Raw genomic sequence first — 24,112 nt, 5'->3', positions numbered from 1 at the left:
CCACCCCTTCCAGCCGAAGACCAGGAACCGCCGCCATGACCTCCCAGAACGATCCCCACGCTCTCGTCCGCCACATCGAGAACATCAACGAATTGCGTGCTTCGCACCTCCCCAACATCGGTGACTTGACCGCAGTGGCCCGTGCAGATGGCATAGATTTCATTGTTGAAGCATGTGCTGAACAAGAGGGCAGGTACTACCGCGTCTCCGCTGCGACTGGCGAGGAGGCTTGCTGGGGCGACTGCATCGGCTGGGCTACTGCGACTTCACTTCGCGAGGTGGTCATTCGCATCCGGTCAGCAGAGCTGAGGGCCGGTGTTTCTCCCACTCGCACATAGGTGGCCGGGCCCAGCCCGGCCACCCCACGCCCCGACAGGATCACACCATGAGCTACCTCCCCGAACACCTTGCCATCGCTGAGAACCTGACTGCCGCAACCTGCGCAGGTTCACTGGTCGATGCCTACGCCGCCCTCAAGGGGCATCCCCCGGCAAGCATTGTGAGCGCCGCCCTGATCTGCGGTTACTCCTGTATCGCTACCCGGAACCAGCGGAAATCTCTCAATCACATACTGGCCCAGGTATCAGAGGCAACCCGGCGCCGAACCGATGGCTTCGGGCTGCGGGCTACAGCCCACTGACTGCAGCGCCACCCACGGGTGGCGTTCTTGTTTTGCCCGCACAGCGGGCGCGGGCAGATCGCGGTGCGCCTGCGGCACACGACACTTGGGGCGACCAGATGCGCCGCCTACCGGCTCCCACCTGGCCGCTGACGTGGCCGGCCATGCCGGCGACATCGCTTGGCGATGGACATGGGCTCACCGTCTGCCGGCGGCAGCCAATGAACCACATGCCGGGCTCACCTCGCTGACCTGCTCCTGCAGGCCTGCGCTGCGCGCATCGCTTCGGGCCGGTGTTCCCCCCACTGCGGCCGCTCCAGCGGCCTTCGAGGGGCGCGTGCGCATCCATCGGGGCCGCGGGGCGACGCCGCCCCGCTGATGCCTACACAGGCGCTGGCCTCAAGGGCCGGGCACGCCCCCGTGTCCTCGCTCCGCTGCGGGCCGCGCCAGGGCCTGCCCTGCGGCCTACGGCCGCCCTCCTTGACGCCAGCGCCTGCTGCGGCCTCCTGTCTTCGTTCCGAAGCATCCGGCGCCCTGCCGGCTGCGCCGACCGGCCTTGAATGCCACGGCACTGCGACCAATGAGGAAATCCATGCAAGAGTCCACCAAGCTACCGTCTGTTGGAGCCGTAACCGCAGCGGTCATCGCCGCATTTCATGCCTGGCATGAACGCTGGGGAACGCCCCACGACCTGGTGCAGAGCCTTTCATCGGTGATAGGCCACGCCGCCAACTTCGATCTGGATCAGGCCGAAGGTGATTGTGCAGGCCTGAGCATCTACCAGATTGATATTCATCGGGGCATTGAATCGCACTACGTCGGCGTGCTCTATGGAGAAAGCGTCCTGTCGATCTTCCTCTATGGCCCCCGCACGTTCACGTTGAGTACCGGACGCGCCGAATCTGCGGACGACGACTCTGGCGAAATGCTCACTTTTGATCCACACAGCATGGACGAGCTCGACGCCCTTGGCATGTTCAGCCAAGTACCGAAGTGCCGCCCTCGCCAGTTGGCCATGGTGGATTTGGGGTTCTGATCTAGACCAGAAGAACCCGCCTATTGCACTGCCGACCGCGCCGACTGGCCCTGAATGCCACGGCACTGCGACTAACGAGGAACCCGATGCACGGATCCATCCCAATCCAGCCACCTGTTCTGGCGTTCTGACCGACAACCGAAGCATCAAGCCTACCTGCGTGCTCGCGCCGCCCCTGAATCCACCTTCTTCCTGGAGACCTATCGTGATGAGTTCCACCCAGCAGCGCATTCGGGACACTCTCGCCTGGTACCTGCTTCTGGAGCGCGGCGCTACTCGCCGCGCTCGCCACTTCGAGGCCCTCGCCGACAACCCTTGCAATCCCAATCGCGCCGCTTCTGCGCGCGTCGCCACCGGCTACCGAGCGGACGCAGCCAAAGATCGTCGGCGCGTTGCCGAGCTTCGATCGGAACTTGCTGCTGCGGTGAACACGTCGCCCCAGGTCCGGGAAGAGCGCGCGTGCACGCATGACCCGTCCTAAGTCTCAGATTTTGATATTCAGTTGCTGTACCGTCCAAACCACTGCCACTGCAGGAGACTATTCGATGACCCATGACGAGACGAACAGAAATGCTGCGCCGGCATTGACCCGGTATTATCACTTCATGCGTGAAACCTACTTGTGGGTTCCGGCTGTTGCAATGAGCTACTGCATCGCCATCTATATCCTCGCTCGCCTCGGGGCCTTTGATCCGCTGCCACTAAGCGCAAGAAATTTGATCGCATGGTCCATCCCGTTTGCGCTCCTGCTGGGTCTCGTCCCAGCATTTCTCCCTCCCAGGTCTATTCGGCGGCTCCATCGTTAAGCATCAACCTGCCAGATCGTTTCTTGAGCAGTGAGCTTTTAGTGACGCCACCTTCGGGTGGCGTTTTTTGTATCGGCAGCGCGGGCGTAATCGCGGTGCGCCTGCGGCACACGACAATTGTGGCGGCCAGCTGCGCCGCCTGACGGCTCTCACCTGGCCGCCGACGTGGCCGGCCATGCCGGCGACATCACCTGGCGATGGACATGGGCTCACCGCCTGCCGGTGGCAGCCAGTGAACCGCATGCCGGGCGTACCTCGCTGGCCTGCTCCTGCAGGCCTGCGCTGCGCGCACCACTTCGGGCCGGTGTTCCCCCCACTGCGACCGCTCCAGCGGCCTACGGGGGGCGCGTGCGCATCCATCGGAGCCGCGAGGCGACGCCGCCCCGCTGATGCCTACGCAGGCGCTTACCAGCATCAAGGGCCGGGCACGCCCCCGTGTCCTCGCTGCGCTGCGGGCCGCGCCAGGGCCTGCCCTGCGGCCTCCGGCCGCCCTCCTTGATGCCAGCGCCTGCTGCGGCCTCCTGTCTTCGTTCCGAAGCATCCGGCGCCCTGCCGGCTGCGCCGACCGGCCTTGAATGCCACGGCACTGCGACCAACGAGGAACCTGAAAGCATGCTTGACGCCTCCCCTGTGACCTCCTGCAACGGCGAAATTCTCGAAGCGGACGAGTTCTTCGCTCCCGCGCCGTTCGACCTGTTCAACACGTTGATTGGGCAGTATCAGAGCACCCGGCATCGCCTTGCCGAAATGGCAAGCGCGGTCAGTGCTGAGGCTTGCGCGGGCGTTCTGCACTACTTCGTGCAGGCGAACACGCCGGAGAGCCGTTACAGCATGCCTACCACCGTGGCGGAGTTGTTCGACCTGGACCGCGCTACCGCATACCTCGATGCAGATTTCTGGCAGCGAGCGTTGAACATGACCGACGTGCTGCAGATCATGCCGCAGAAGCGCAAAGACGAATGGTATGCGCAGATCCATGAGCCGCTGGGGAACGGCAAGACCCGTCGTCCAGGTGTTGAAGCCATCGAGCGTATTCCCGAGTTCACGGAAGACAACGTCCGGGCCTCGCTGGAATCGCTGATCGCCATGCGTGGCCAGTTCTTCGCCGAGCGCGTGGATGGCCTTTTCCGGGCGCTCTCCCGCAAGCACGTCACCAACCAGCCCGAGGGCTTCTCCAAGCGCATGATTCTCCGCGTCCTGGACGAGTACGGAACCCGCAACTCGAGTGCATGCGGCGTTATCAACGACTTCCGCGCAGTAGTGGCCAAGTTCATGGGCCGCGATGAGCCCGTGCACGGCAACAGTGATGCGCTCATCGATGTTGTTCGGCGAAAGCAGGGCGAATGGCAGGACGTGGACGGTGGAGCGTTCCGCATCCGGATCTACAACGGCGTGGGGACGGCGCACATTGAAGTGCATGAGTCGATGGCCTGGCGCCTGAACGCTGTGCTGCACAGCCTGTACCCGCAGGCGATTCCGTCCCGATTCCGCGAGCCACCGAAGAAGGCGCGCAAGGTCACCTCGGCGCCGCTGTTCTCCAAGCCGCTGCCCTTCGCGGTGCTGCATCTGCTGGCCAACATGAAACCGGGCTATGAGCCCAGCAACGACGAGCGTTGGAATGCGCCGAAGTTCCGCAACATCCCGCGCACTTTGCGTTTCGAGTACAGCTCAACCGCCAGCGAGGCGGCGCGGAAGCAGGCCGAGCAGGTCTTGGAGGCCATCGGCGCAGTTTGGGAGAAGCAGGGGAACGTGGGCCATTGGCGCTTTGACTATGAGCCGGGCGAGGTCATTGACTCGATCGTCTGTAGCGGCATGATCCCTGACCAGGTATCACACCAGTTCTACCCTACCCCCGCCCGAGTGGCTGAAATGGCAATGGCACAGGCGTATGAGGGTGCCACCGAAGGCATGCACTGGCTGGAACCGTCTGCAGGCAATGGTGCCCTGGCGGACCTGATGCCCAAGGGGGCCACGTGCATCGAGGTGTCAGAGCTTCGCGCCGCAATTCTTGCCGCCAAGGGTCACGACGTACAGTGCACCGACTTCCTCGCGGTGCCTAGCACCCTCCGCATGGACCGAATCGTGATGAATCCGCCGTTCTCCGGCAACCGTTGGCAGGCCCACGTGGAGCATGCGGCGACCATGACGGCTCCGGGCGGGCGATTGGTAGCCATCCTCCCCGCGTCGGCACCTGGCCGCTTCACACTGTCCGGTTTCACCTGCAGCTGGTCACAGACCATCGCCAATGAGTTTGCCGGTACCAGTGTAAGCGTGGTCATCCTGACAGCGGACCAGGACGCCTAATCCACCTTCTCTAAATCAGGAATGCCCGCCACTGGCGGGCGTTCACTGCCGACTCCTCTGAGGTATCCTCGGCCAATGGAAACACTCGTTCCCACCTCGTGCGGTTGCATGATTCCGGCGCCCTCTGATAGCTCTCCATATGCCATTGGCTTTGTGACGGCGCTCAGCAGGTTTGCCGTACTTGAATGTGCAAGAGCAACGACTCTGGGAGAGCTGTTGGCCAGCCTACAATGCGACGCTGATCACGCTGCCGATGAGGACCACATACATGACCTGTGGCGGCTTGCCCAACCCGCATTCACCGAGGAAATGCTTCAGCTTGAGCTCCAACGTGACGAATCTCGGGCCAGTGAGGAGCTCGCCCGGGTCTACCTAGTCTCCCTCTGCAACAGCGGAGCCGACCTGCAGGCCGTCATGAGTGAAGTTTTTGCAGTTTTGGCGGAGAGAGACGCTCGCTCACCCCGGTAGATCACTGCCCCGCGTTAGGACTCTGAACTGCTGGGCCTCTCAAACGCGACCCGCCCAGGGCGCGCGACATTCTTGGGCGTCCAGCTGCGCCGCCTGACGGCTCTCACCTGGCCGCCGACGTGGCCGGCCATGCCGGCGACATCACCTGGCGATGGACATGGGCTCACCGCCTGCCGGTGGCAGCCAGTGAACCGCATGCCGGGCGTACCTCGCTGGCCTGCTCCTGCAGGCCTGCGCTGCGCGCACCACTTCGGGCCGGTGTTCCCCCCACTGCGACCGCTCCAGCGGCCTACGGGGGGCGCGTGCGCATCCATCGGAGCCGCGAGGCGACGCCGCCCCGCTGATGCCTACGCAGGCGCTTACCAGCATCAAGGGCCGGGCACGCCCCCGTGTCCTCGCTGCGCTGCGGGCCGCGCCAGGGCCTGCCCTGCGGCCTCCGGCCGCCCTCCTTGATGCCAGCGCCTGCTGCGGCCTCCTGTCTTCGTTCCGAAGCATCCGGCGCCCCGCCGGCTGCGCCGACCGGCCTTGAATGCCACGGCACTGCGACCACTCTGGAGCCAAGCCATGCACGATTTCCTTCCTACCGCTGCGGTCATTAAAGTTGGCCAGGTGATCTATACCAACCTGTATTCGCGTGGCTACGGGGTTGTGGTGGCCACCAAGGGCAAGCAAAGCTGCGAACCCGGCGCTACGCCGCAGGACCGGGCAACCTTCGACATTGTGTTCCGTTCCACGGGTCAGCAGTCCAAACAGCTGCCGGAATCCATCCTGCGCGGGGTGCAGTGGAAGGTGTTCAGTGAAGTGGCAACCGCTGCAGAGGTTCAGGCATTGGTGTTCCAGGCAGAGCAATACGCGGAACAACAGGCCTATGACGCCGCGAGCGAACAGGCGCGCCACGCCCTCGCAGTTGCTCAGCTGCGGGTAGATCCGGCCTATGAGTACCTTGAGCAGACCGCCGAGGCAGGTTGCCATTCAAAGCTGGCGGTGCGGAACATCCGCAAGGCCCTGAAGGCCGCTTTTCCAAAGGTCAAGTTCAGCGTTCGCAGTGATTACAGCGCCGCCCGCGTTCGGTGGACCGATGGTCCGACCGTCGCCGCCGTCGACGACGTAGTGAAGCGATTCAAAGCTGGCAATTTTGACGGCATGACGGACTGCTACGAATACAGCCGCAGCCCTTTTGGCGACGTGTTTGGCTCGATCCAGTACACGTTCACCAGCCGCGAATACTCGGATTCGTTGATTCAGCATGCTATCCATCAGGCGTTTATTCGTCATGCGGAGGACCTGGCCGGCGTAGATTCGGCGTCGGTGGCCGATTTCCGAAACGGCCGTCTGAGTCGGATCTACGTCGAGCTGCCCCGAGCGGCTGATCTGCAGCAGCTGGTGTGGCAGCTCCTCGGACTGAGCCAGGTGAATGCAATTGGGGTTGTGACAACCGCATAGAGCTGGCGCGCGCCCAGCTCGCCGCCGTCGCTGTCGGCGGCGAGCTGATGCGGACCTGGTGCTGGCCAGCACCAGCAGCAAATCAACCGCGCGATCGCGCGGAACCGACTCGGCTAGGTAGCCGAGGACCGGCCTGCAGGCCGGGTGGGTCGTCACCGGCACAGCCGGCGTCGACCAGGTCTTGGTGCTGGCCAGCACCAGCAGCAAATCAACCGCGCGATCGCGCGGAACCGACTCGGCTAGGTAGCCGAGGACCGGCCTGCAGGCCGGGTGGGTCGTCACCGGCACTGCCGGCGTCGACTAGGTCCTGGTGCTGGCCAGCACCAGCAGCAAATCAACCGCGCGATCGCGCGGAACCGGCTCGGCTAGGTAGCCGAGGACCGGCCTGCAGGCCGGGTTGGCCGACGCCCCTATACACCGCGCAAAAAAGAGCCGGCGTAAGCGCCGGCCGAAGTGCCGCATACTGGATATAAAGCTATCCGCTACCGCTCCGGTCCCGCCTCACGGCCCTTGGACTTAGAAGCCATCTGCTCAGGTGCTCTTGCAGGCGCCTTTTCGGAGGAACGCTCAGATCCCCTACCCTGACCCGTGAACCGCTCCAGGTGCTTCAAGAACACCCCGCGCTCCGTATCGCTCTTAATAGTCTGCGCATAGTCCTTTGCCCTGTTCATAAAGCGGAGCTGGTCTTCACGCTCGCGATTCCAGGGGAAAACCTTGGCCTTGTCGCCGGTGTAGTGGATCTGCACATCTACCGCCTGCAGACGCTCATTCGTGTTTCTCCACTCGAGATTTGAGCCCACCATGGTCAAATCTGCTTTCCGATGCACGACGGCAGAACCGCCGTCGCGACCGACAGCCTGCACCAGGTAGTCGCCGCTGTTCAACAGAACCTTGCCCTTGTAGGCGCCCCCCTCTCGGGCAGGGTTCACGCTGGCGTCTTTGCCAAGCTTCTGGCCCACAAAGGCCAGGATTTCCTTCGGAATCTCTTTGTGGTCGATCACATAGCGGCCACCTACTGAAGGCTTGGAAATCGCCGGAGCTTTCTCCTCCACCGCGGGCCGGCCATCAGCCACGTTCCGAGCAGGCTCCTTCGCCGCTTCAGGACCCTTTTCCCTGACGGCCTTCCCCTTGGCAGGCCTGCGCTCTGCCTTTGCTTGTTCAACCAATTGTTCGCCTGCCGCTGGCGTCTGAGAAGCGGCATTCTTGGCCTTAGCCATAGAACATCTCCATAAGCGGTCTATGCCGCGCTAGTAAACCGGCGATGCCGGCGAGCGCCAGCAACTGCTGGCCTGCCCAGTACAACAGCAGAAATCCATAAAATCAATTATGGAGTCCGCAAACTGTGATATGGGGCCTGTCGCTGCGCGAGCTCAGTAATCAGGGTCGGTTGGCGGCTCGTCCGACGCCACGTAGTGGACTTCGTCGTCCCAGTCCAGGACAGAGAGGTCAACGCCGGCACCCTCTTGATCATCATGGCTGCCAAGCTGCAACGAGTCGCGTTCGAGCATGCTCAGATCTACAGTTGTGACTGAAGTAGCGACCGCTGGGACCTCGATTGCCGCGAGTTCCACCGCATGCGTCGTGGATACTATCGTATCCACATAGTCTTCAGGGCCAACGTCCTCGTAGACCTCGTAGACTTCACCGGCCTCTTCAGTGCTTTCCCAGGGCTCACCATCAGCCTCAGGGACAACGTGCGCGCTATCGTCTTCGTCCGCGTAAGTTTCATCGCCCAACTCGCCGAATCCCAATGCTCCAAAGATGCCATCGATGACGCTACTGACTTCTTCTGCGCTGGCCTCGCCCTCCTGATCGAGCCTCGGCAGAAGGTTGAGGTTCACGGCCAGCTTTGAGAGATCGACGCCGCCCTCGACGTCTGCCTCAGTAAGTTCACGGGTCCTTTGCTCGACGATAGCTATGTGAAGGTCGAGATCCAGCTTTGGAACCTGCGGCGCCGGCAGAATCCGAGCCTTGAAAACAGGATCGTCAAAGTACTTGATCTTGTCGCAAAGCACAGGCTTTAGATTTTCAAGAAGGATGATCTGACGCCACTTCCCGATCTCCTTCAGCTCCTGCGGCAGCAGCAGTGCACGACGCTGATCCGACACGCTCTCACTCGAACTTCCCTTCCCGAGCTGTCGACTACGGCTTTTGTTCTTCTCTGTGAATGTACCGAGCATCTCGGAGTATTCATTTGCGTCCTGCTGCTCACGCGGGGCGTAAACAATCTGTAGCGCGTGATTGGTCGCGATGTTCCTAGCAACATCCTTACCATACGTAGCCGCCAGCTGCGACATGCTCTGAATGACAGGTGCCAGCCGCATGTTGTAGCCGGCCATGTAGGACACAGCAGTCGCGATCTGCCCTACCTTTCCGATTGCGGTGAACTCGTCCATCAGCAGCAAGCACTGATACTTCAGCGCCTCATTCTGCTTCGGCAATTCCTTGGTGTTGAGATTGATCAACTGCGTGAAGAAGACATTGATAAGCAATGCCGCCTCCGCCAGATGATCCGGCGTAACGCCAATGTAGATCGTCATCTTTCTTTTACGCACATCGCGAAGATCGAAATCGTTGGCGCTGGTAGCGGCATCGACAATTGGATTAGCCCAGATCGAAAGCGGCGCGTTTAAGCTGGCAAGAATGCTGCTAAGCGTATTGTCGGATGTCTGCAGGAAGCGATTGAGTGCGTCGATGCAGGCCTCGGAAAGAAGCGGGCCCCCGGAGTCTCCTTCAACCCACACTCGGGGCACCAGCACCTTGACAGTGCGACGCTTAATTTCCCCAGTTTCCTTGTCTATCTTAGGAACGCCGTCACTGTCCAGAACGTCTTCCTCGCGATCTTCCTCGACAAAGTTCCTGGAATTAATGATGCCCTGTAAATACTCCTTGATAGGTTTTCCCTTGCCCGACGACTGCCGCAGCAGCTCACCGATGGTGCGTGGCAGAGCTGGCGTCTCGCAGAGGTACAACGCAATTCCCATGAACAGGTTTCGGGCCTGTTGGTCGAAGAATGGATCCTTGCCATTGGCGGGATCAGGATAGAGGGCGAAGCCAATGGCCTGAATGTCACTGATGCGGAACTTCGGGTCGTCGCTGATGTACTCCAGCATGTTGTAGCGATGAGTACGAAGGTCCTCAGCGAACGGGTTGAATAGATAGACCTCCTGTCCATTCAACGCGCGGAAGCCGGCAGTGATGTCAAAGTTCTCCTGCTTGATGTCCATATTGACGCATGAGCCATCGTACTGGAGGAGATTTGGCACCACGAAGCCAACACCCTTGCCCGATCGCGTGGGTGCGGCCAGCAAGATAAACTCCTGACCCTCAAATATGAGGTATCGGCCATTGTGCTTTCCGACCACAACGCCGTTGCTCCCGTTGAGCTGTGATTTCGCTACTTCCTCATGTGAGGCAAAGCGAGCAGAGCCGTGCAGCTCTCGCCGTGACCGCAACCCTTGGAGCACTACGAATGCCGGCACCAGGTAGACAATGGCGGCGCTGATTCCTGCAGCAATTTTCAGTTTCTTCGCTACGGCAGGATGTGATCCGTAATGCAACCAGTATGAGTGCCAGGTCGTGAACTCCGGTTGTGGGGGAAACTGCTTGTTCATGAGTAGGTATATCAAGCCCGCGAGATATATCCCAACAACCGTAAGCACGCCGAATGCCAAAACTATGGCAACCGCTATCCCCACCTTCTTTCTCGCACTCATCGCCCGCCCCCCTGAGCGGCACCCTGATGACGCTTTCGGTTTGGGTCGAACCAAACCTCAGTGATATGGCGGCCGTGTAGACCGGTGGTGTCGTTGTGGACGTGTACTACCACATCAACAACCATGTAGAGCATTCGCATGATCACGTCATAGGGTAGTGTCCGTCCCATCTCGTTCTGCAAAATCATCAGCGCGAGACGCTCAAACGCAAGGTTGGCCGACCCTGCATGGATACTGGTGATACTGCCGCCGTGGCCGGATGCGCAGACGTTGATGAAGTCGAAGGTCTCCGCGCCACGAAGCTCCGCAAGGAATATTCGATCTGGCTTCATTCGCAAACAACTCTTCAGCAACATCGTCGGCGTGACTACGGCGTCCTTCGCAGCATCCGCCGGATAGAACAGATGAACGCGATTTGGATGATTAGGCATGAACAGTTCATGCACATCCTCAATCGTGATGCACCGGCTTTGCTTGGGTACTTCCTGCAGCAATGCGCGCATGAAGGTTGTCTTTCCTGACCCAGTAGCGCCGGCGACCACGATCACTTTCTCTTGTTCCACGGCAAGGCGCATGAACTCTTCAAACTGCTTCGACTGCTTCAGTTGAAGTAGTCGCATATCCATCTCCGACAGCCCATCGGTTAACGGAATGACGTGGTCGAAAAAGCCAGATTCGGAATAGCTGTCCAGCCGTCGAACATCGAGGGAGGGGCGGCGTATCGTAAGCGACACTGTACCCTCCTCACACGCCGCTGGAACAACAAACTGGCAGCGCTCCCCCCCAGGCAGTTGAGCCGACAGTACGGGCTTGTCCGAGCCAATCTTTGTGCCCTTGTATACGCCAGCAGCAACGGCAAGATCAGTCATGTACTTATAGCTGAGCACCGGCACCTCGTGCCGCGTCCACCTGCTATTTGCCTCGACAAACACCTCTCCGGGCCTGTTCACGCATATCTCGGTGACGTCGCTGTCGTCAATAAAGCGATCTAGTGGCTCAAGCAGAACCTTAAGCGTTTCGTCGCCTTTCATGGCGTTACTGTGCGGCGAGGTCATACACGTCTCCAAAATCAATGTCGCGCGCCACGATGATGTTGATGCGGTCGCCGTGGTTCTTGTAGAGCGTCGGTGGAATATCGATGGTCTTCTCGAGGACGCTCTTGGCCATGTCCCCGGCTGCGTCCTGGGTCGAACCCAGGTTCACGTTCGTCTGTCCACCACCCGATCGCCTGGAAGTTGCATATTTTCCGGCGTCGTCGACGATGCTCACGAGAATTGCGGCGCCAAATCGCTTCCAAAAGTGTGTTTTCACTTTGCCCGGGAGGCCCGCGCCGCCGAGTGGATCGGTACCTGGGGAGTCAAGCGGCACTTCGATGCCGAAGGGCGTTCGGAGAGTCGTCCACACCACGAACAGCCGATTCTGACCCTGCTGTAGCGCATTCACGTACTCGCCGGACATTCTGGAGCCGCGCTCGACCAAGACGGTTTTGCCGTTGTCACTGAACACGTCCCGCGTTACCTGACAAATCAACTGCCCGGCAACCGTCGAATCGATTCGGGTGACATTGGCGCAGTCAATGAACGTTCCTGCAGACAGCAGGAAATTTCGATTCCCCATCGCGTACGCCTTTCGCTTTGCAGGCCTACCGCCTTTGAGAAGCTCGGCCATACCACCTTCGTCGCCACCCCCAGCCGCAGCGGGTCCCGTCGCCTCTGCAATCATCGTAGCCACCCGCGGGTCGAACCCGCCTTCGCCGGCGGCGGCATTGCCCGTTGCGCCCGAGCCGCCAGCTGAACCGATCATCAACGCGGCCGCGCTCTTGTCGAGCACCTGCCGCGCCGGGCCTCTCTCCGACTGTTGCACTGGATATGCCGGCGCCGCCGCCGCGCCTGTCGTGCCCTTCGCATCGACCGTCTCAATCGCCGGAACTACTTCCAACGACCCGTCTTCAGCGAGTTCGGGCGGCGGCGGCGGCGGTTCGGGGGGCGCTTCACCGAACTCTTTCTCGCCCACTGGCGCCCGTTCCGCTTCCTTCTTGGGCGCAGCGGTTTCTTCCGCCTTCAAATTCTTCGCCCACCAGGCATATGCGCCACCGAGACCGACGAGGCCGATCAGCAGCAACCCAAACCACAACGCGCCTCGAAGCCCTGATTTGGGCTTCTTCGCGTTCAGTCCGGGGATTTTTCGTTCTCCGTGAAGCTCTTCAGGCAGTTCGCCGGCTTCGGTTGACATCAGCTGTAGATCCTTAGAGCGCTCCGGACACTGTCCGGCGGAAGCCCTATTTTACAGACTGGATGCCATAAAAGGTATTTTTGGCTATTAAAAAACAATCGGCAACTTGCCGCCAAAGGCTTGGCCCGCCGCGAGTGGATTGGGGAAAACCTCGCGACGGGCCTCACCGGAGAACAATGCAAGACGTATGTTCAAGTGGAACAAGCGCCATTCTAGTACTGGACTCCTGCCAGTGGCACCAGCTGTGACTTACTCAGTGATGATCCGCGTGCAGCTGTACTTGACCAGCGAATTTGCGCCGCTCGGCATCCCCGGGAATCCCGCAGCGCTAGCGTCAACTTCTGCCTGATACGCCTCAATCAGTGCCGTCCAGTTGTTATCCTGATTGACGTATTCAATCGGAGCTATGTAGTCATTGTTCCCGCCACCGCAGTTCTCCGTCCTGGACGTGATTCGCCACCCGTTTGAGGTGCAGACAAAGGCCGCGCCAGATACAGGTACCGAGGGACCGCCGGTACAGGACTGACCGTAGCTGTAGTTCGGGGCGAACCAGTACTGAGGCTGGATCCAATACGTGGTCAACCCATGCTGCCCACGATTGCTTGCATTACAGGTCGCCGGCGGGTAGACGATGTACTGGTTCGGTTGCGAGTAGAACGTGTACGCCTCCCCCTTCGTGCAGCCGGGGCCTGGCGACGGGTTCTCGGGCGGAGGTGGCGCCTTGCAAGTGTTGCTGTGGTTCCGCGTAGCGCCAGTTGCGCTCCAGGCTCCCCCGCCGACGCTCCGCTCTTCACGCTCCCACGTATTGCTGCCACTGTGCCCGCTGGGGCAGCTACTCGATTGGGCAATCCAACGCGTATCAACCACCGCTGTGCAGTTCTCCGCGTAGTTTCGGATCTGCCCGGTTTCAGTCCATGCCGGATTGGTTACCGTCTGAATCTCCTCAACCTGCCAGGTCACCGCCCCGGTGTGGTGGGCAGGACATGCTCTCGACCTAGACGACCACCGTGATGCGGCACCTCGCCGTACAACGGTAGGCGCGCTAGTAGCCGCACCGCGGCTCAGATCGACATCGGCGCCCTTGGGATTCAGCTTTACAGTCTGATTGCCGCTCGACGTCCCAATAGTCAACTCGCCTGACTGCGGCGAAATCCAGTCGGTACCGAGCTGACGCTTGCCGCTAACGATGACCAGTGGTGGTGCGCCAGCCGGCGCCGTGGTCCCCGAAGCCCTTTCAGAACGCTGAAGTTCAATTGCTCCGTCTGCTGTTCGGGTTGCAGAAGCCTGCTGCGCGAGCACCGGAGACGACGCGGCCAGCAAAGCAACTACGAGATAACACTTCTTCATACTCAATCTCCTTTGAGCTGTGCCCAGTAGTACGACGCGAATGCGAGATCGACGATGTTCGTCGGCGGGGTGGGATCGGGGTCAGCTGCCCCTATCTCTATGAGCGTGATGTTCAACGGCTTGCCATCGATCCACACCACGGACTTGTCCTGGTCATAGATCTCGAACCGAGCGTTCTTGAAACGAGCATCGCGGACTGCTTGATCCGCAAGCTGTGGTGACTTCACCACTACATCAGCAAAATGGAGTGGCACCTCCTCGAAACGCTCGCCTTCAGGAATTGAGGTGATTACCGCTTCACCATCGAAGCGCACCACATTTCCGTATTTGACCTCGAAGGCAAGGTCCTTTGAAGACGCGTGGATCAACGATCGCGAGTACCAGTAACCGGCGTTTTTCAGCGCGTGTGCCCTGGTCTGCGCCTCGGTGATGCCCAAAGCGCGAAAGAAGTCGTTCGCGGGCAGCACGAAGAAGGACGCAAGCGCTGCTCCAAGCAGCAGGATCGCTACGCTGCCCCAGTAGACACCCGGTCTGTCATAGCGGAGATCGGTCAGGTTCAGTGCCATCCGTTGGCCCCCGGCAGAAACACCAGGGCGTCGCCAGCGACGTCGATTACAACGCGATCGCTTCGCGCCGCAATCAACCGCGGAACGACCGAGTCGCCCCCTTCCCCTACCGTGGCCAGCGCCAGAATTCTGCTACCCACAGAGTAGAATTGGCCATTCACGAACGCTCCGTTGGAGCTGATACCCGCCACCCGCACACTCGGTCGCAGAATCTCGGCATAGTTCGGGCGAGCCAGCTCCTCTTTCTGCTCATTCCGCTTACCGAAGGCCAGGTCGATGTCTCCTTGCCCCTCCCGCTCGGAGTTCCCGACAGCCGATTCGACCCACACTGGGAAGATTGCCTTGACCACCATCGGCGATGAGGCTTGATCGACCTGCGCAGCTTGATGGACAGGCAACCTGTCCAGGCTGTTGTTTGCAGCTGCCGCTATCAGCCATATGCCAGTGGCAGCAGCAACGCAAGCCAGAGTACGCATGAAGCCAGACTGCAATAGGTTCATGCTGCTGGCCCCATTCGCAGAAGAATGCAGAAATCCGTGATCGAGGCGGTGGGTCTATCCCCGTCCCCGATGAACTTCATTCCCCCCATATACACATCCTTGCGCTGCGCCAGCCGTCCTACGCCATCCAAGAGCTCCCTATAGTTGGCCGCCTGCAGTTCCAAGCCAGCATTCTTGTCGGCCGCCGAAGCCATGCAGATCTTCGCCAGGCCGAGCTCGACGCCGTTTGCGCTGACGGATTCTTTACTGACGATGGCCAAGCGATCAGGGTTCGCAGCTAGGCCGTAGGCCTGCAACCGCAACGAGCGATACAACCCAAGCGTGTCGCTGTACGCCGAGAGGCCCGGGTACCTGTTGTTCCACTGTGAAACCGAGGTCTCCAGTGCGCGGTAGGATTGCTTCCAGCGAGCCACCGCCTCCGTCGCCTGCGCCTGCAGCTCGGCCTTGGTACGTAGCTGCAGCATCCCCTTGTAGCCCATCGCGGCGCCAATACAGAGCACCGCGGCCCCCACCAGTGTCAGCTTGTTCACCGGATGTACCCCTGTAGTTTGAATGTCCGAGTGCCAGCACCTTCGTCTTCCGCAGCGGATGCCATGCGAAGAGACAATCCAGTTCTGGAACCCACCTGCTGCATCAGAAGCTTCGCTTGTTCAAGCGCAAACCCGCTCGACCTCTGCACCACCAGTTCCATGGAAACATCTGGAGCCATATCCTCCGCGCCGGCTGCGCCGACATCCCCCGATGCGGCAGCCTCAGGCGCCGGCGCTGCCGGCGCTCCGAACTGTCCTGGATCGCCTCCGGACGCGCCAGCGTGGAACGTGAGAGATTTGATCTGCACGCCGGGCACCGCCGCCACACCGGACACAATTCGCCGCCCACGTGCAGCCAGCACCTCCTGAGGCCGAGGCATCTCCATGAAGAGCCGTTTCTGCTGCAGTACCTCCAACATTCCGTTGGAAATGCCCCCAGCCCTCGCGAGCTGCGGATCCGTGGTTTCCACGCGGTACGCGTCTACAGCATCGGTGTAGCTATGCCAACCAAAAGCCACCTGCCCGGCATAGAGAGCCGCGCCTGTGAACGCAAACCCTAGTGCATAGTTAATGCCAGGTGTGGTGCTCAACTTGGCGCTGAGCGGCGCAAAGCTGAGCGAACGCAGGGGCTGCATGCCCAGGTACTCGATACCCTCCCGCTCCCAGTCTGGCAGCGGCCCGGCCGCAACCACACGAGCATGCGGGTACCGGTCACTTATCATCTCGACCAGCGCATCGAGCAATCGCGGGAATCCGATCTCCTGGTGCCCAGGAAGCTCTCGATTCCAGACCTCCACCAACGAGCGCTCCTGGAATATGAAAACATCCAGGTAGGTGGTGCCGCCGTCCTCGGCGCCCCCCAGCAGAACGGTGGTGCCGCGGCCATGCTGAATACCCCAGCTAAGGTATCCATCTGCAGCAATCGCAAACCGCACTCGTGGCCGATCAAGCAGACGGTCGTCTACGCCCACGTGAATCGGTTTGGTCGCTTTTCCCAGCAGCGCCTTCACCGATCTCGCTGAAGCTCGTGGGGCAAGAGAAATCATCGTGGGGCCTACTTCGCCGGACCCACGCAAAGTAGCCTCGTCGAACGTGATGGACACACAATCCCCGCAAAGCAGCACCTTGCGATGCGTGACCTCGTCGAGCAGGGACGGATGGGCCAAGACCTGATAATCCGCACTTCTGGACGGCTTGACTGCCGGCACCGCTCTGTGTGCCCGCAAGGTTGACTTACGTGGATGCACGCTCGGTGCGTTCTGATTGATGGAACCGAACACATCCGAGTGAGGCTGGCCATCAACGGCGTTGTCAGCCTTTCTGAAGCCGCTCAGAATCCTGCTGACCATGCTTGAGATCTTCATTCGATCACCGAATCCTAGACATGCTCGAGAACACCGGGCCATACGTGATCAGCATTGAGGCACCAATCAGCACGCCAGCAATGACCGTTGCCAACGCATTACCGAAGCCCAAAGCCCTCTCAAAATCTTCTTCCCCGCTGCGGACAAGCTCTCGCGAAGCAGCGCCGAGCTGCACATCCAGCTGCCCCGTCTCCTCGCCTCGCATGAACGCGTCCGAGACGAAATCCGGCCAGACAAGACGCGGGTCTCCGTATCTCAGTATCTCCGGATCAACAGATTGTCCCAGTGGTTTGTGATGCACGTTTAGATCGCGAATCAGCGCATGCACGCCTGGACGTAACGCGTCCGGCAGAACATCCACCGTGCTCTGTAGTGCATCGATGAGAGACAGGCCTGCACCGCAGCAGATCGCCACGTACTTGGTCCACAGACCGAAGCTGAGACGAGACAACGCGGAGCCAAATACGGGCAACGCGAGCAGGTGGGAGTAAAGCTCGGCCCGAACGGCAGGCTTGCTCAGCCAGTGCACCATTGCGAAGACCACGCCGGCGCTCGCGACGAGCGCCATCAGCCAATGATCGACCAGCCATCCTTGGAACGCCGCGCCCGCTGCCGCGAACCCAGTTATGCCGGATCCCGTTCCCGAAGCGCTTGCCTTGGTCTTGGCAACCGTAGGGACCACGAATGCGAAGATACCGAGCGTGATCAGTATCGATGCGGCAATGACACCTGCCGGGTAGTACAACTTCTTGGCCGTCGCGGCAAGGCGACGACGTAGATCCACAGATGTGCAGAACTCATCCAGCGCAGCAGGCAACCGCCCGCTGAGCTCCCCTGCACGGACAACCGCGACACCTTCGGCAGGCCAGACGCCCGCCAGCTGCGACGACAGTGTCGCCCCGCTACGCATCCTCTTCGCCGTCGCCGCCCAAAATGCTCCGTACTTGGGCTGCGCCTTCACCAACCGATCGACGGCCGTAGCGAGAGGGATGCCTGTGGAGATCTGAGATCGGATATGGCTTGCGCTCCGACCCAGCTCGCTGAGACTCATTAACTTGTTCATTGGATGACTCACAGATAGAGAATGGACGGCAGATCAACCGCACCTTCAGCCAGCCGGCGCCGCGCGCACTCGACCATGGTCAACTCGCGCGCTTCGGCCATCGCTCGCCGCGCAGCCTCGACATCGCCCCCCCGTGACACCAAAGCACCCGCCGCTGTTCTAACCTTGCGATCAAATGGAAGAACCTCACAGAGTACCGAGTAGCCGACGTAACCCTCATCGCAAACTTCACAGCCAGATTCATCGTGCGATGCTGCTCGGAACATCGCCTCAGGCAGTGCCAGGTCCTCACCGACGATCGCCATGTACCGCTGCCACTGGCGCCGATCCTGTTCACTTGGGTTGTGCGGTCGCTTGCACGCCGGACAAAGTGCTGGGACCAGGCGCTGGCTTACGATGAGGTTCACAGCTTCAGACAGCTGGAACCGCTTGTTCTCGGGAACCCACTGGCTGAGCACGTCCATCGCCAGCACTGTGTCCTTGGCGTGAATCGTGGAAAATGCAAGGCAACCCGTGGTCGCCACGCTCACGCAGAACTCTGCAGTCTCGGCATCGCGTATCTCACCAACCCAGAAAACGTCAATGTCATGACGCTTCAGACCCCTAAGAATCAGGGTGAAGCGCTCATCATCATCTACGATCTTTCCGCCTTCCTTCACGATGACTGTTGGTACGTTGATCTGGTCAAGGTCTGGCAAGTAGCGCTCGATAGGATCCTCGACCGACACCCGCTTCTGCTTGTCACCGTAGATCTCTGCGTGCCTGCCAAGCCCTCCAGCTACAGATGTGGACTTGCCAGAGTTCATCGGGCCGGTAAAGAGAATGAGACCATTTGGCATCCTTACAGCATCATCGATCGCCGCAACTGCCTCGATCGGCAGACCAAGCTTATCCAGGTCGATCCTCTTCTCGCTGTACGAGAACAACCGGATACTGACCGAGTGCCGCGGCACAAGATCGCCATGATGGTTGCGCGGAACAAAGGACACACGGAGGAACGCATCGCCCACCGAAGATCGATAGCTAATGTGCCCATCCCGAGGCGAACGGAAGTAGGTCGAGCTTTCATTCGCACGCGACTTGTTCAGGAGGACAGCAATGATCTCGGAGGCCATTTGCTGGCTCCAGGCTGCAGCGGTACGCGGACTGACGAGAATGCCGTAGCGGCGCAGACGGACGCGGTAGGTGCCGTCCCGGCTGGGGCGCAGGGCAATATCCGACGCACCAGCCTCAATGGCATGATCCAGTAAGCGCGCAAGTTCACGCTGTGCATCGCTTTCCTGCGTCTCACGAGACGCTGAATGCCAGACCTGGTCTTCCTTTAGCGAGTAGGTGTCCCCGGAACTGTCGACTTGGCTGATGATCGCAGAAATATCATCTCTCGACCCCACCGCCAGTAGGGGCACATCCCCAGCCTCTGTCACCAACGGCTCGCGTTCCCGTTCCTGCCTCCCCATGATCTGGAAACGGACCATCGCTTTGTGGTTGGAGAAGACCAGCACCGGCCTTGTGCCTTCAACAAGCATCAGTACGCAGTCAAGAGCGCGGCAGCGCTGGACAACGCTTGGCGATTTCATCGACATATGCGGGTCAAGAATCCTCAGCTGCGCATAGAACGGCGTTCCATTCGCAAGCGCTGCGACCTTCTCCACGATCGGTTGGACCTTGGCTGGCTGCTCTTCTGCAGCATGCTCAATGAACGTCATGTGCCCAGGCCTGGTCGCGGCGAGCCGCGCGAAGGTGGGGGGATCGAGAACTCCGAGCTCTCTAAGCACCCCCTCCTCGACGCCGCCGCAGCCACCGGAAATCTCGGCCATCTTGATTACTTCTTCGGGCGGATTACTCCAGCCCCACGAAGAGCACAGCGCTTCGGAATCCATCACACGTCACTCCTGAACCTGAAGAGGGCTTGCTATAACCACTGGCCGCCCACTGGCCGATTTAAAAGGGGTCTCTGTCGTCAGGATCACGTAGGTTGACGACCGATACTGATACAAGACCGGAGCTCCCCAGTAATCAAACAGGGCCCCGCAGTCCAAAGGAATTCCTTGCCATACATAGATACCGGTGCATCCACTTGCGGATCCGGAATATCCAGCAAGCGATGCCAGGGCACGCTGTGAGCCAGGCGGAAGCGCTACACCGTCATTGCCCATCGCAGGAAAGGCCTGCCGCGCAGAGAACGAGTCGGCGAGATGCTGCAGAGTTCGCATCATTCGTACACGCTGGCTGGCTACCTGGTCGTTGTAGACCTCTCTCGTTTCGGTGCGGTGCCACACGCCGTCCGGAGAGCCACACCAACTGGACGCCGTGGCCACGTCGCCGTGGCCACACGCATTCTCGGACCGATAAGACGCGCCACCGTCCTTCCTCCTGACGGTCCACGCCGCAGCTCGCTCGAACTGCCAAACCCCGTCGTTGAGGCCGGTCGCGCGAACATAGCTCTGGCTTGCCTGGCGCGCGCCGCGAAGGTGCTCGAAGCCGTCCTCTTGTGCCAGAGAATCCAGCGACTCTGGAGCCCTGCCCTTTGCCTGGGTGTATAGAACGATTCCCTCAGCAATCCTGCCCTGGTCAACAAGGGCACTCTGCTCTGCCGACAGTCGATTGCGCTTCTGCTGATCCACGGTCAACGTGTAAAGACCGCCGGCGATCATCATGAACACCACCAACACCCAGATCGGCCACATGGGTCAGTCCAGCCTGACCATGACCGAGCGCAGGTTGGCGGCAGCTGCGGAGTACTGCAGTACGTCATTGGTCGTATCAGACGTGGCCAGTGCAGTCAGGTTGGTGGTGAACCCCTGCGCCATCTTCAGAACGACTTCATCCGGCACACGCTGATAGGTCACGATCAGCTTGCTACTCGGTCCACCGCCGGTGAGCGTGACCGGGAACGACTCTACCTGCCAACCAGCGCCGTTCTTGTTGGCCACTTCGCGCAGTGCACGCGCAGACGACTTCGCGTAGCACTCCTTGTAGGCCGGCGCCACGGCGCTATCTCCTTCGATGATCACATCCAAAGCGTTCTTGCCGCTCACAGGAATGGCGCTCCCCGCCACGGTCTGCGATACGGAGCATTTGGAGGTGATGAGGGTCCAGTTGGAAGTGAAGTTGGTTGCCGTCTTCACCAGCATCTGGGCGCGTGGTTCGTCCGTACTGCCATTGACTGCCCTTGCAACGGCCAGGATCAGTACCGCAATGATGACAATCACGACCATCAGTTCGATGAGCGAGAAACCTGCTTGACGGCGTTGACCACGGATACGATTTGCTCCCGTGATAGTTGCACCAGCCTTGAGAGTATTTGCTTTCATGCTGCTTTCCTTGTTAGAGCGTCAGTAGAACGTTATTGGATATGACCATCGGATCCGGCGCTAAGCCGGCGGACACCTCAGCGTTGAAGCGGATCGCTGCGGAGTGGGGGGGCGCATTCGGAGACTTCGTGCCGAGAGCGTCAAAATCAGCGCAGTACTCGAACCTTCCGCCCCAGGTCGTAGTGCCGAACTCTTCCTGCGACAAGCCGACTTGAGGCAGGATCTGGGTTCGATCGAGCTCGTACCATCCATTGCGACAGCCTTGGTTGGCGCCAGGTGTTCGTCCCGCCATATCAGAACCTGGGTACCAGTTCGTTGTGTCGGTGTAGGCCGCTGAGACCTGCTTACCGCGGTAGTAAGCGAGCAATGCATCGCGCACCCGGTCGGCCCTTCGCGCAGTCGCCGACAGCATCTCCATTTCATGGGGAAGGGTTGATCCCAACCGCGCTCCCATATCCGGCCACGCCGCTGACCAGGTAGCCCTATTGGAAGCGACCAGCGCAGGGGAGACGCCAGGAATTCCAGTCGCCGGCGACGGATTGCAGCCGCTTCCAACGAGCGGACACGCTGTCAGATACACCGCAGCAAAATCATAGGTAAGTTTCACCGCTGGCCCTGATCGGCCATACAGGGGAACCGTCTTTTTCAAGCCAGAGATCCGCTGGTAAACCCTGACGTTCCTCGCGCCGGATCCGTCGTCATTGACTCCACCTCGCGCAATCGCGATGTCGGCCAGAGCTGACCTTAATGACTGTTCCTGCGCTGATGTACCGCTCGGGTTGTAGACCGTCATCGTGTAGCCAGCACCGCTGTACGGCGCCGGCAGTCGACCACCATTATTCTTCGCCCAAAGGACAAGCGCATCAACGATGGCCTGGTTGTCCTGCTGGGCCTGTTCCTGATACCCCGCAGACTGCGCTGCGAAGTACTGACTGAACATTGGGGCCACTGCAACAGCCATGATGCTGATTACCACCACAGCAATCATCAGTTCAATGAGCGTGAAGCCCTTGATGGCTGAATGCTTCACGTCAGCGCTCCTTGATCTCGACCTGCAGCGCAAAGTAGTAGGTCTGCTGATCCCGCGAAACTGACTTCTTCCCGGTCAACAGGCTCAGCGGCGCCTTTCTTCCCGGCAATCCGTCCTCGCTCAGTGTTCGATTCTGCTTGCTCAGGCCGCCAATGATGATGAGATCTCCATCACGAAGCAGGGCTTCGCCGCTGTACGACATCTCCGTGCCCAGCGGGATCACCGTTGGGATCGTGGTAACCGAGTTGCCAGAGGTGATGGTCTGCTTGATCTCCTGGCTTCCGTTGGGCATCACATGGTTCAGTGAGATCTGTGCGCGGATAAGGCCAGTCGAGTAGTCGAATCGCGGATTGATGGTCATCTGCGTGCCGAACGACTTGGCCATAAGCGTGTTCTCCGTCGCGTTTACGGCACCACTAATGCCCCCGGACGCCGCCTTTTGAGACACCAGGTTGTAGTAGGTCGGCAGCTTGTTGCTGAACTCGGCCGGCACACCGGACGTGGTTGTAACCACGGGTTCCTCAACAATTGATACTTCCCCGTTCTCCGACAGCCACGCGTTGAACACTTGGAGGGAGTCGGCTGCGGAGGTCACGCCAATCAATGCCCCCCCGACTTTCTGGGCACCGGCAGTCACCGACGGCAATCCGCCAGCACTCGGCATCGACACTTGCACGCCGCCAAGGGCGCCGTTCTGGATCACGGCGCCATAGCGCCCTGAAGCGAACTTCGCGAACGAAGTGATGTCCACACCTTCCGAGTCGCTTCGCTTTCGCGACACCATCAGGAGCTTCCCTTTGAACGAAATCGACGCCGAGTACATGGCCTGAACTTTGGCCATATAGCTGTCCAGGTCGTTGAGAACCCACGAAGGAGCTGAGACTGTTACCGAACCAGTCTCCGGATTCAGTGCATAGGAACCAACCCAGTTTCGGGCACCCTGACCGGACGAAGCTTCCGCCACCACGCCAGTGCCGCCGGCACCGCCTGTAATGGGCGCTACCGGTGCGGCGGCAGCGGGACCATTGCCCTGTCCCACTACTGACCCCTGCCCTGCAGGCAGGCGGACCTGCAGCCGATTGTCCAACTCGCTCCGCAAGGACTGCCAGAAGTTGTCCGAGGCGTGAATCCGCGCACCGGTACCGACGTCCTGGCCCGTTCCGGTCCCGCCACTGGAACTGAAATTCCGCCCGCCGACACCACCACCACCTGCAGCAGTCACATCCGAATCATTTGCAGTCAGACTGTTGGCATTCACGCCACCACTGGAATACGTCGTGGAGCGCGGGCCCACATTGAGGGTCCACGTCTTCGAACGAACCGGGCGAATGGTCACCAGACGACGCGCGTCATCAACATCGTAGTCAAGGCCGAGATTGCCCAGGACTACGCGCAGCATGGTCTCCACGCTCGCGTTCTTCACCTGGCCCGCCCAGGTGTAGTTGTCCAGCGATACATCGCTGACAACATTCACGCCATCATCGCTCAGCCCTGCGATCAAAGCCTTCAGCGTTGTCGGCTCATCAAGCTTCACATTGGTCCGGATTGATGCGAGCCATGCGCTCCGCGCATGGGAGCCGACCACCTTTTCGCGGCGTACCGGAATGAAGATCGAATCGCTGCTTTGCACATAGCTCGCCGCCGCAGTAACCGGCGCCTGCGCAAAGGCCGCCTTGACGTCCTTCTCTTGGGTGGCGATCTCCCGGCGCACTTCCGTCGACATGCAGCCGGAGAGTGCAGCAGCCAGCATTACGATGCTGGCGATCTTATGCAT

20 protein-coding genes are annotated in these 24,112 nt (G+C 60.3%); 6 read left to right on the top strand and 14 right to left on the bottom strand.

Going from position 1 to position 24,112, the window contains the following annotated elements:
- Positions 1-35 precede the first annotated feature (35 nt).
- The 6 genes from ACSYS9_RS24495 (at position 36) to ACSYS9_RS24470 (ending at position 6,676) form a co-directional block, all read left to right on the top strand.
- Complete coding sequence (locus ACSYS9_RS24495; protein ID WP_440569467.1) at positions 36-338, top strand: hypothetical protein; 303 nt, start codon at positions 36-38, stop codon at positions 336-338.
- Between the two features lie 47 nt (positions 339-385).
- Positions 386-640: a hypothetical protein gene (locus ACSYS9_RS24490; RefSeq protein WP_440569465.1), complete on the top strand. Its 255-nt coding sequence runs from the start codon at positions 386-388 to the stop codon at positions 638-640.
- Between the two features lie 571 nt (positions 641-1,211).
- A complete protein-coding gene (locus ACSYS9_RS24485; RefSeq protein WP_440569463.1) occupies positions 1,212-1,655 on the top strand; it encodes a hypothetical protein in 444 nt (147 codons plus the stop codon).
- A 208-nt stretch (positions 1,656-1,863) separates the two neighbouring features.
- Complete coding sequence (locus ACSYS9_RS24480; RefSeq protein ID WP_440569461.1) at positions 1,864-2,136, top strand: hypothetical protein; 273 nt, start codon at positions 1,864-1,866, stop codon at positions 2,134-2,136.
- Between the two features lie 937 nt (positions 2,137-3,073).
- Positions 3,074-4,765, top strand: a complete 1,692-nt coding sequence (locus ACSYS9_RS24475) for a DUF4942 domain-containing protein (protein WP_440569459.1) — start codon at positions 3,074-3,076, stop codon at positions 4,763-4,765.
- 1,032 nt (positions 4,766-5,797) lie between these two features.
- The gene (locus tag ACSYS9_RS24470) at positions 5,798-6,676 is read left to right on the top strand and encodes an LPD29 domain-containing protein (protein WP_440569457.1); all 879 of its coding nucleotides are present in this window, start codon (positions 5,798-5,800) and stop codon (positions 6,674-6,676) included.
- 482 nt (positions 6,677-7,158) lie between these two features.
- On the opposite strand, the gene ACSYS9_RS24465 is transcribed toward ACSYS9_RS24470, so the two are convergent.
- The 14 genes from ACSYS9_RS24465 to ACSYS9_RS24400 form a co-directional block, all read right to left on the bottom strand.
- Entirely contained in the window at positions 7,159-7,893 is a 735-nt protein-coding gene (locus tag ACSYS9_RS24465) for a KfrB domain-containing protein (protein WP_440569455.1), read from the bottom strand.
- 153 nt (positions 7,894-8,046) lie between these two features.
- A complete protein-coding gene (locus tag ACSYS9_RS24460) occupies positions 8,047-10,290 on the bottom strand; it encodes a type IV secretory system conjugative DNA transfer family protein (protein ID WP_440569594.1) in 2,244 nt (747 codons plus the stop codon).
- A 98-nt stretch (positions 10,291-10,388) separates the two neighbouring features.
- Entirely contained in the window at positions 10,389-11,447 is a 1,059-nt protein-coding gene (gene virB11 / locus ACSYS9_RS24455) for a P-type DNA transfer ATPase VirB11 (protein ID WP_440569592.1), read from the bottom strand.
- On the bottom strand, positions 11,428-12,624 hold the full coding sequence (gene virB10, locus ACSYS9_RS24450; RefSeq protein WP_440569590.1) for a type IV secretion system protein VirB10: 1,197 nt from the start codon (positions 12,622-12,624) through the stop codon (positions 11,428-11,430). Before virB10 ends, virB11 begins: the two co-directional genes overlap by 20 nt.
- A 1,349-nt stretch (positions 12,625-13,973) precedes the next feature.
- The gene (locus ACSYS9_RS24445) at positions 13,974-14,537 is read right to left on the bottom strand and encodes a hypothetical protein (RefSeq protein WP_440569588.1); all 564 of its coding nucleotides are present in this window, start codon (positions 14,535-14,537) and stop codon (positions 13,974-13,976) included.
- Positions 14,528-15,037 carry a hypothetical protein gene (locus ACSYS9_RS24440; protein WP_440569585.1) on the bottom strand — a complete coding sequence of 170 codons (510 nt, stop codon included), beginning with the start codon at positions 15,035-15,037 and terminating at the stop codon, positions 14,528-14,530. The genes ACSYS9_RS24445 and ACSYS9_RS24440 overlap by 10 nt, the downstream gene beginning before the upstream one ends.
- Positions 15,034-15,567: a hypothetical protein gene (locus ACSYS9_RS24435; protein WP_440569583.1), complete on the bottom strand. Its 534-nt coding sequence runs from the start codon at positions 15,565-15,567 to the stop codon at positions 15,034-15,036. Before ACSYS9_RS24435 ends, ACSYS9_RS24440 begins: the two co-directional genes overlap by 4 nt.
- Positions 15,564-16,931, bottom strand: coding sequence for a hypothetical protein (locus ACSYS9_RS24430; protein WP_440569580.1), 1,368 nt, complete (start codon positions 16,929-16,931; stop codon positions 15,564-15,566). The genes ACSYS9_RS24435 and ACSYS9_RS24430 overlap by 4 nt, the downstream gene beginning before the upstream one ends.
- 4 nt (positions 16,932-16,935) lie before the next feature.
- Positions 16,936-17,982: a type II secretion system F family protein gene (locus tag ACSYS9_RS24425; protein WP_440569578.1), complete on the bottom strand. Its 1,047-nt coding sequence runs from the start codon at positions 17,980-17,982 to the stop codon at positions 16,936-16,938.
- A 20-nt stretch (positions 17,983-18,002) separates the two neighbouring features.
- A complete protein-coding gene (locus ACSYS9_RS24420; RefSeq protein WP_440569575.1) occupies positions 18,003-19,874 on the bottom strand; it encodes a GspE/PulE family protein in 1,872 nt (623 codons plus the stop codon).
- Positions 19,875-19,880: 6 nt separating this feature from the next.
- Positions 19,881-20,681 (bottom strand): hypothetical protein, encoded by an 801-nt coding sequence (locus ACSYS9_RS24415; RefSeq protein ID WP_440569573.1) that lies wholly within the window; start codon positions 20,679-20,681, stop codon positions 19,881-19,883.
- A 3-nt stretch (positions 20,682-20,684) separates the two neighbouring features.
- Positions 20,685-21,308 (bottom strand): prepilin-type N-terminal cleavage/methylation domain-containing protein, encoded by a 624-nt coding sequence (locus ACSYS9_RS24410; protein WP_440569571.1) that lies wholly within the window; start codon positions 21,306-21,308, stop codon positions 20,685-20,687.
- Between the two features lie 13 nt (positions 21,309-21,321).
- On the bottom strand, positions 21,322-22,338 hold the full coding sequence (locus tag ACSYS9_RS24405; RefSeq protein WP_440569569.1) for a type II secretion system protein: 1,017 nt from the start codon (positions 22,336-22,338) through the stop codon (positions 21,322-21,324).
- 1 nt (position 22,339) lies between these two features.
- Positions 22,340-24,112, bottom strand: coding sequence for a hypothetical protein (locus tag ACSYS9_RS24400; protein WP_440569567.1), 1,773 nt, complete (start codon positions 24,110-24,112; stop codon positions 22,340-22,342).

Source organism: Stenotrophomonas sp. STK17_22 (genome assembly GCF_051983905.1).
GTDB lineage: Bacteria > Pseudomonadota > Gammaproteobacteria > Xanthomonadales > Xanthomonadaceae > Stenotrophomonas > Stenotrophomonas maltophilia_A.
Note: the sequence above shows the minus strand (reverse complement) of the source record. Positions and strands in the feature narration are given on the sequence as shown.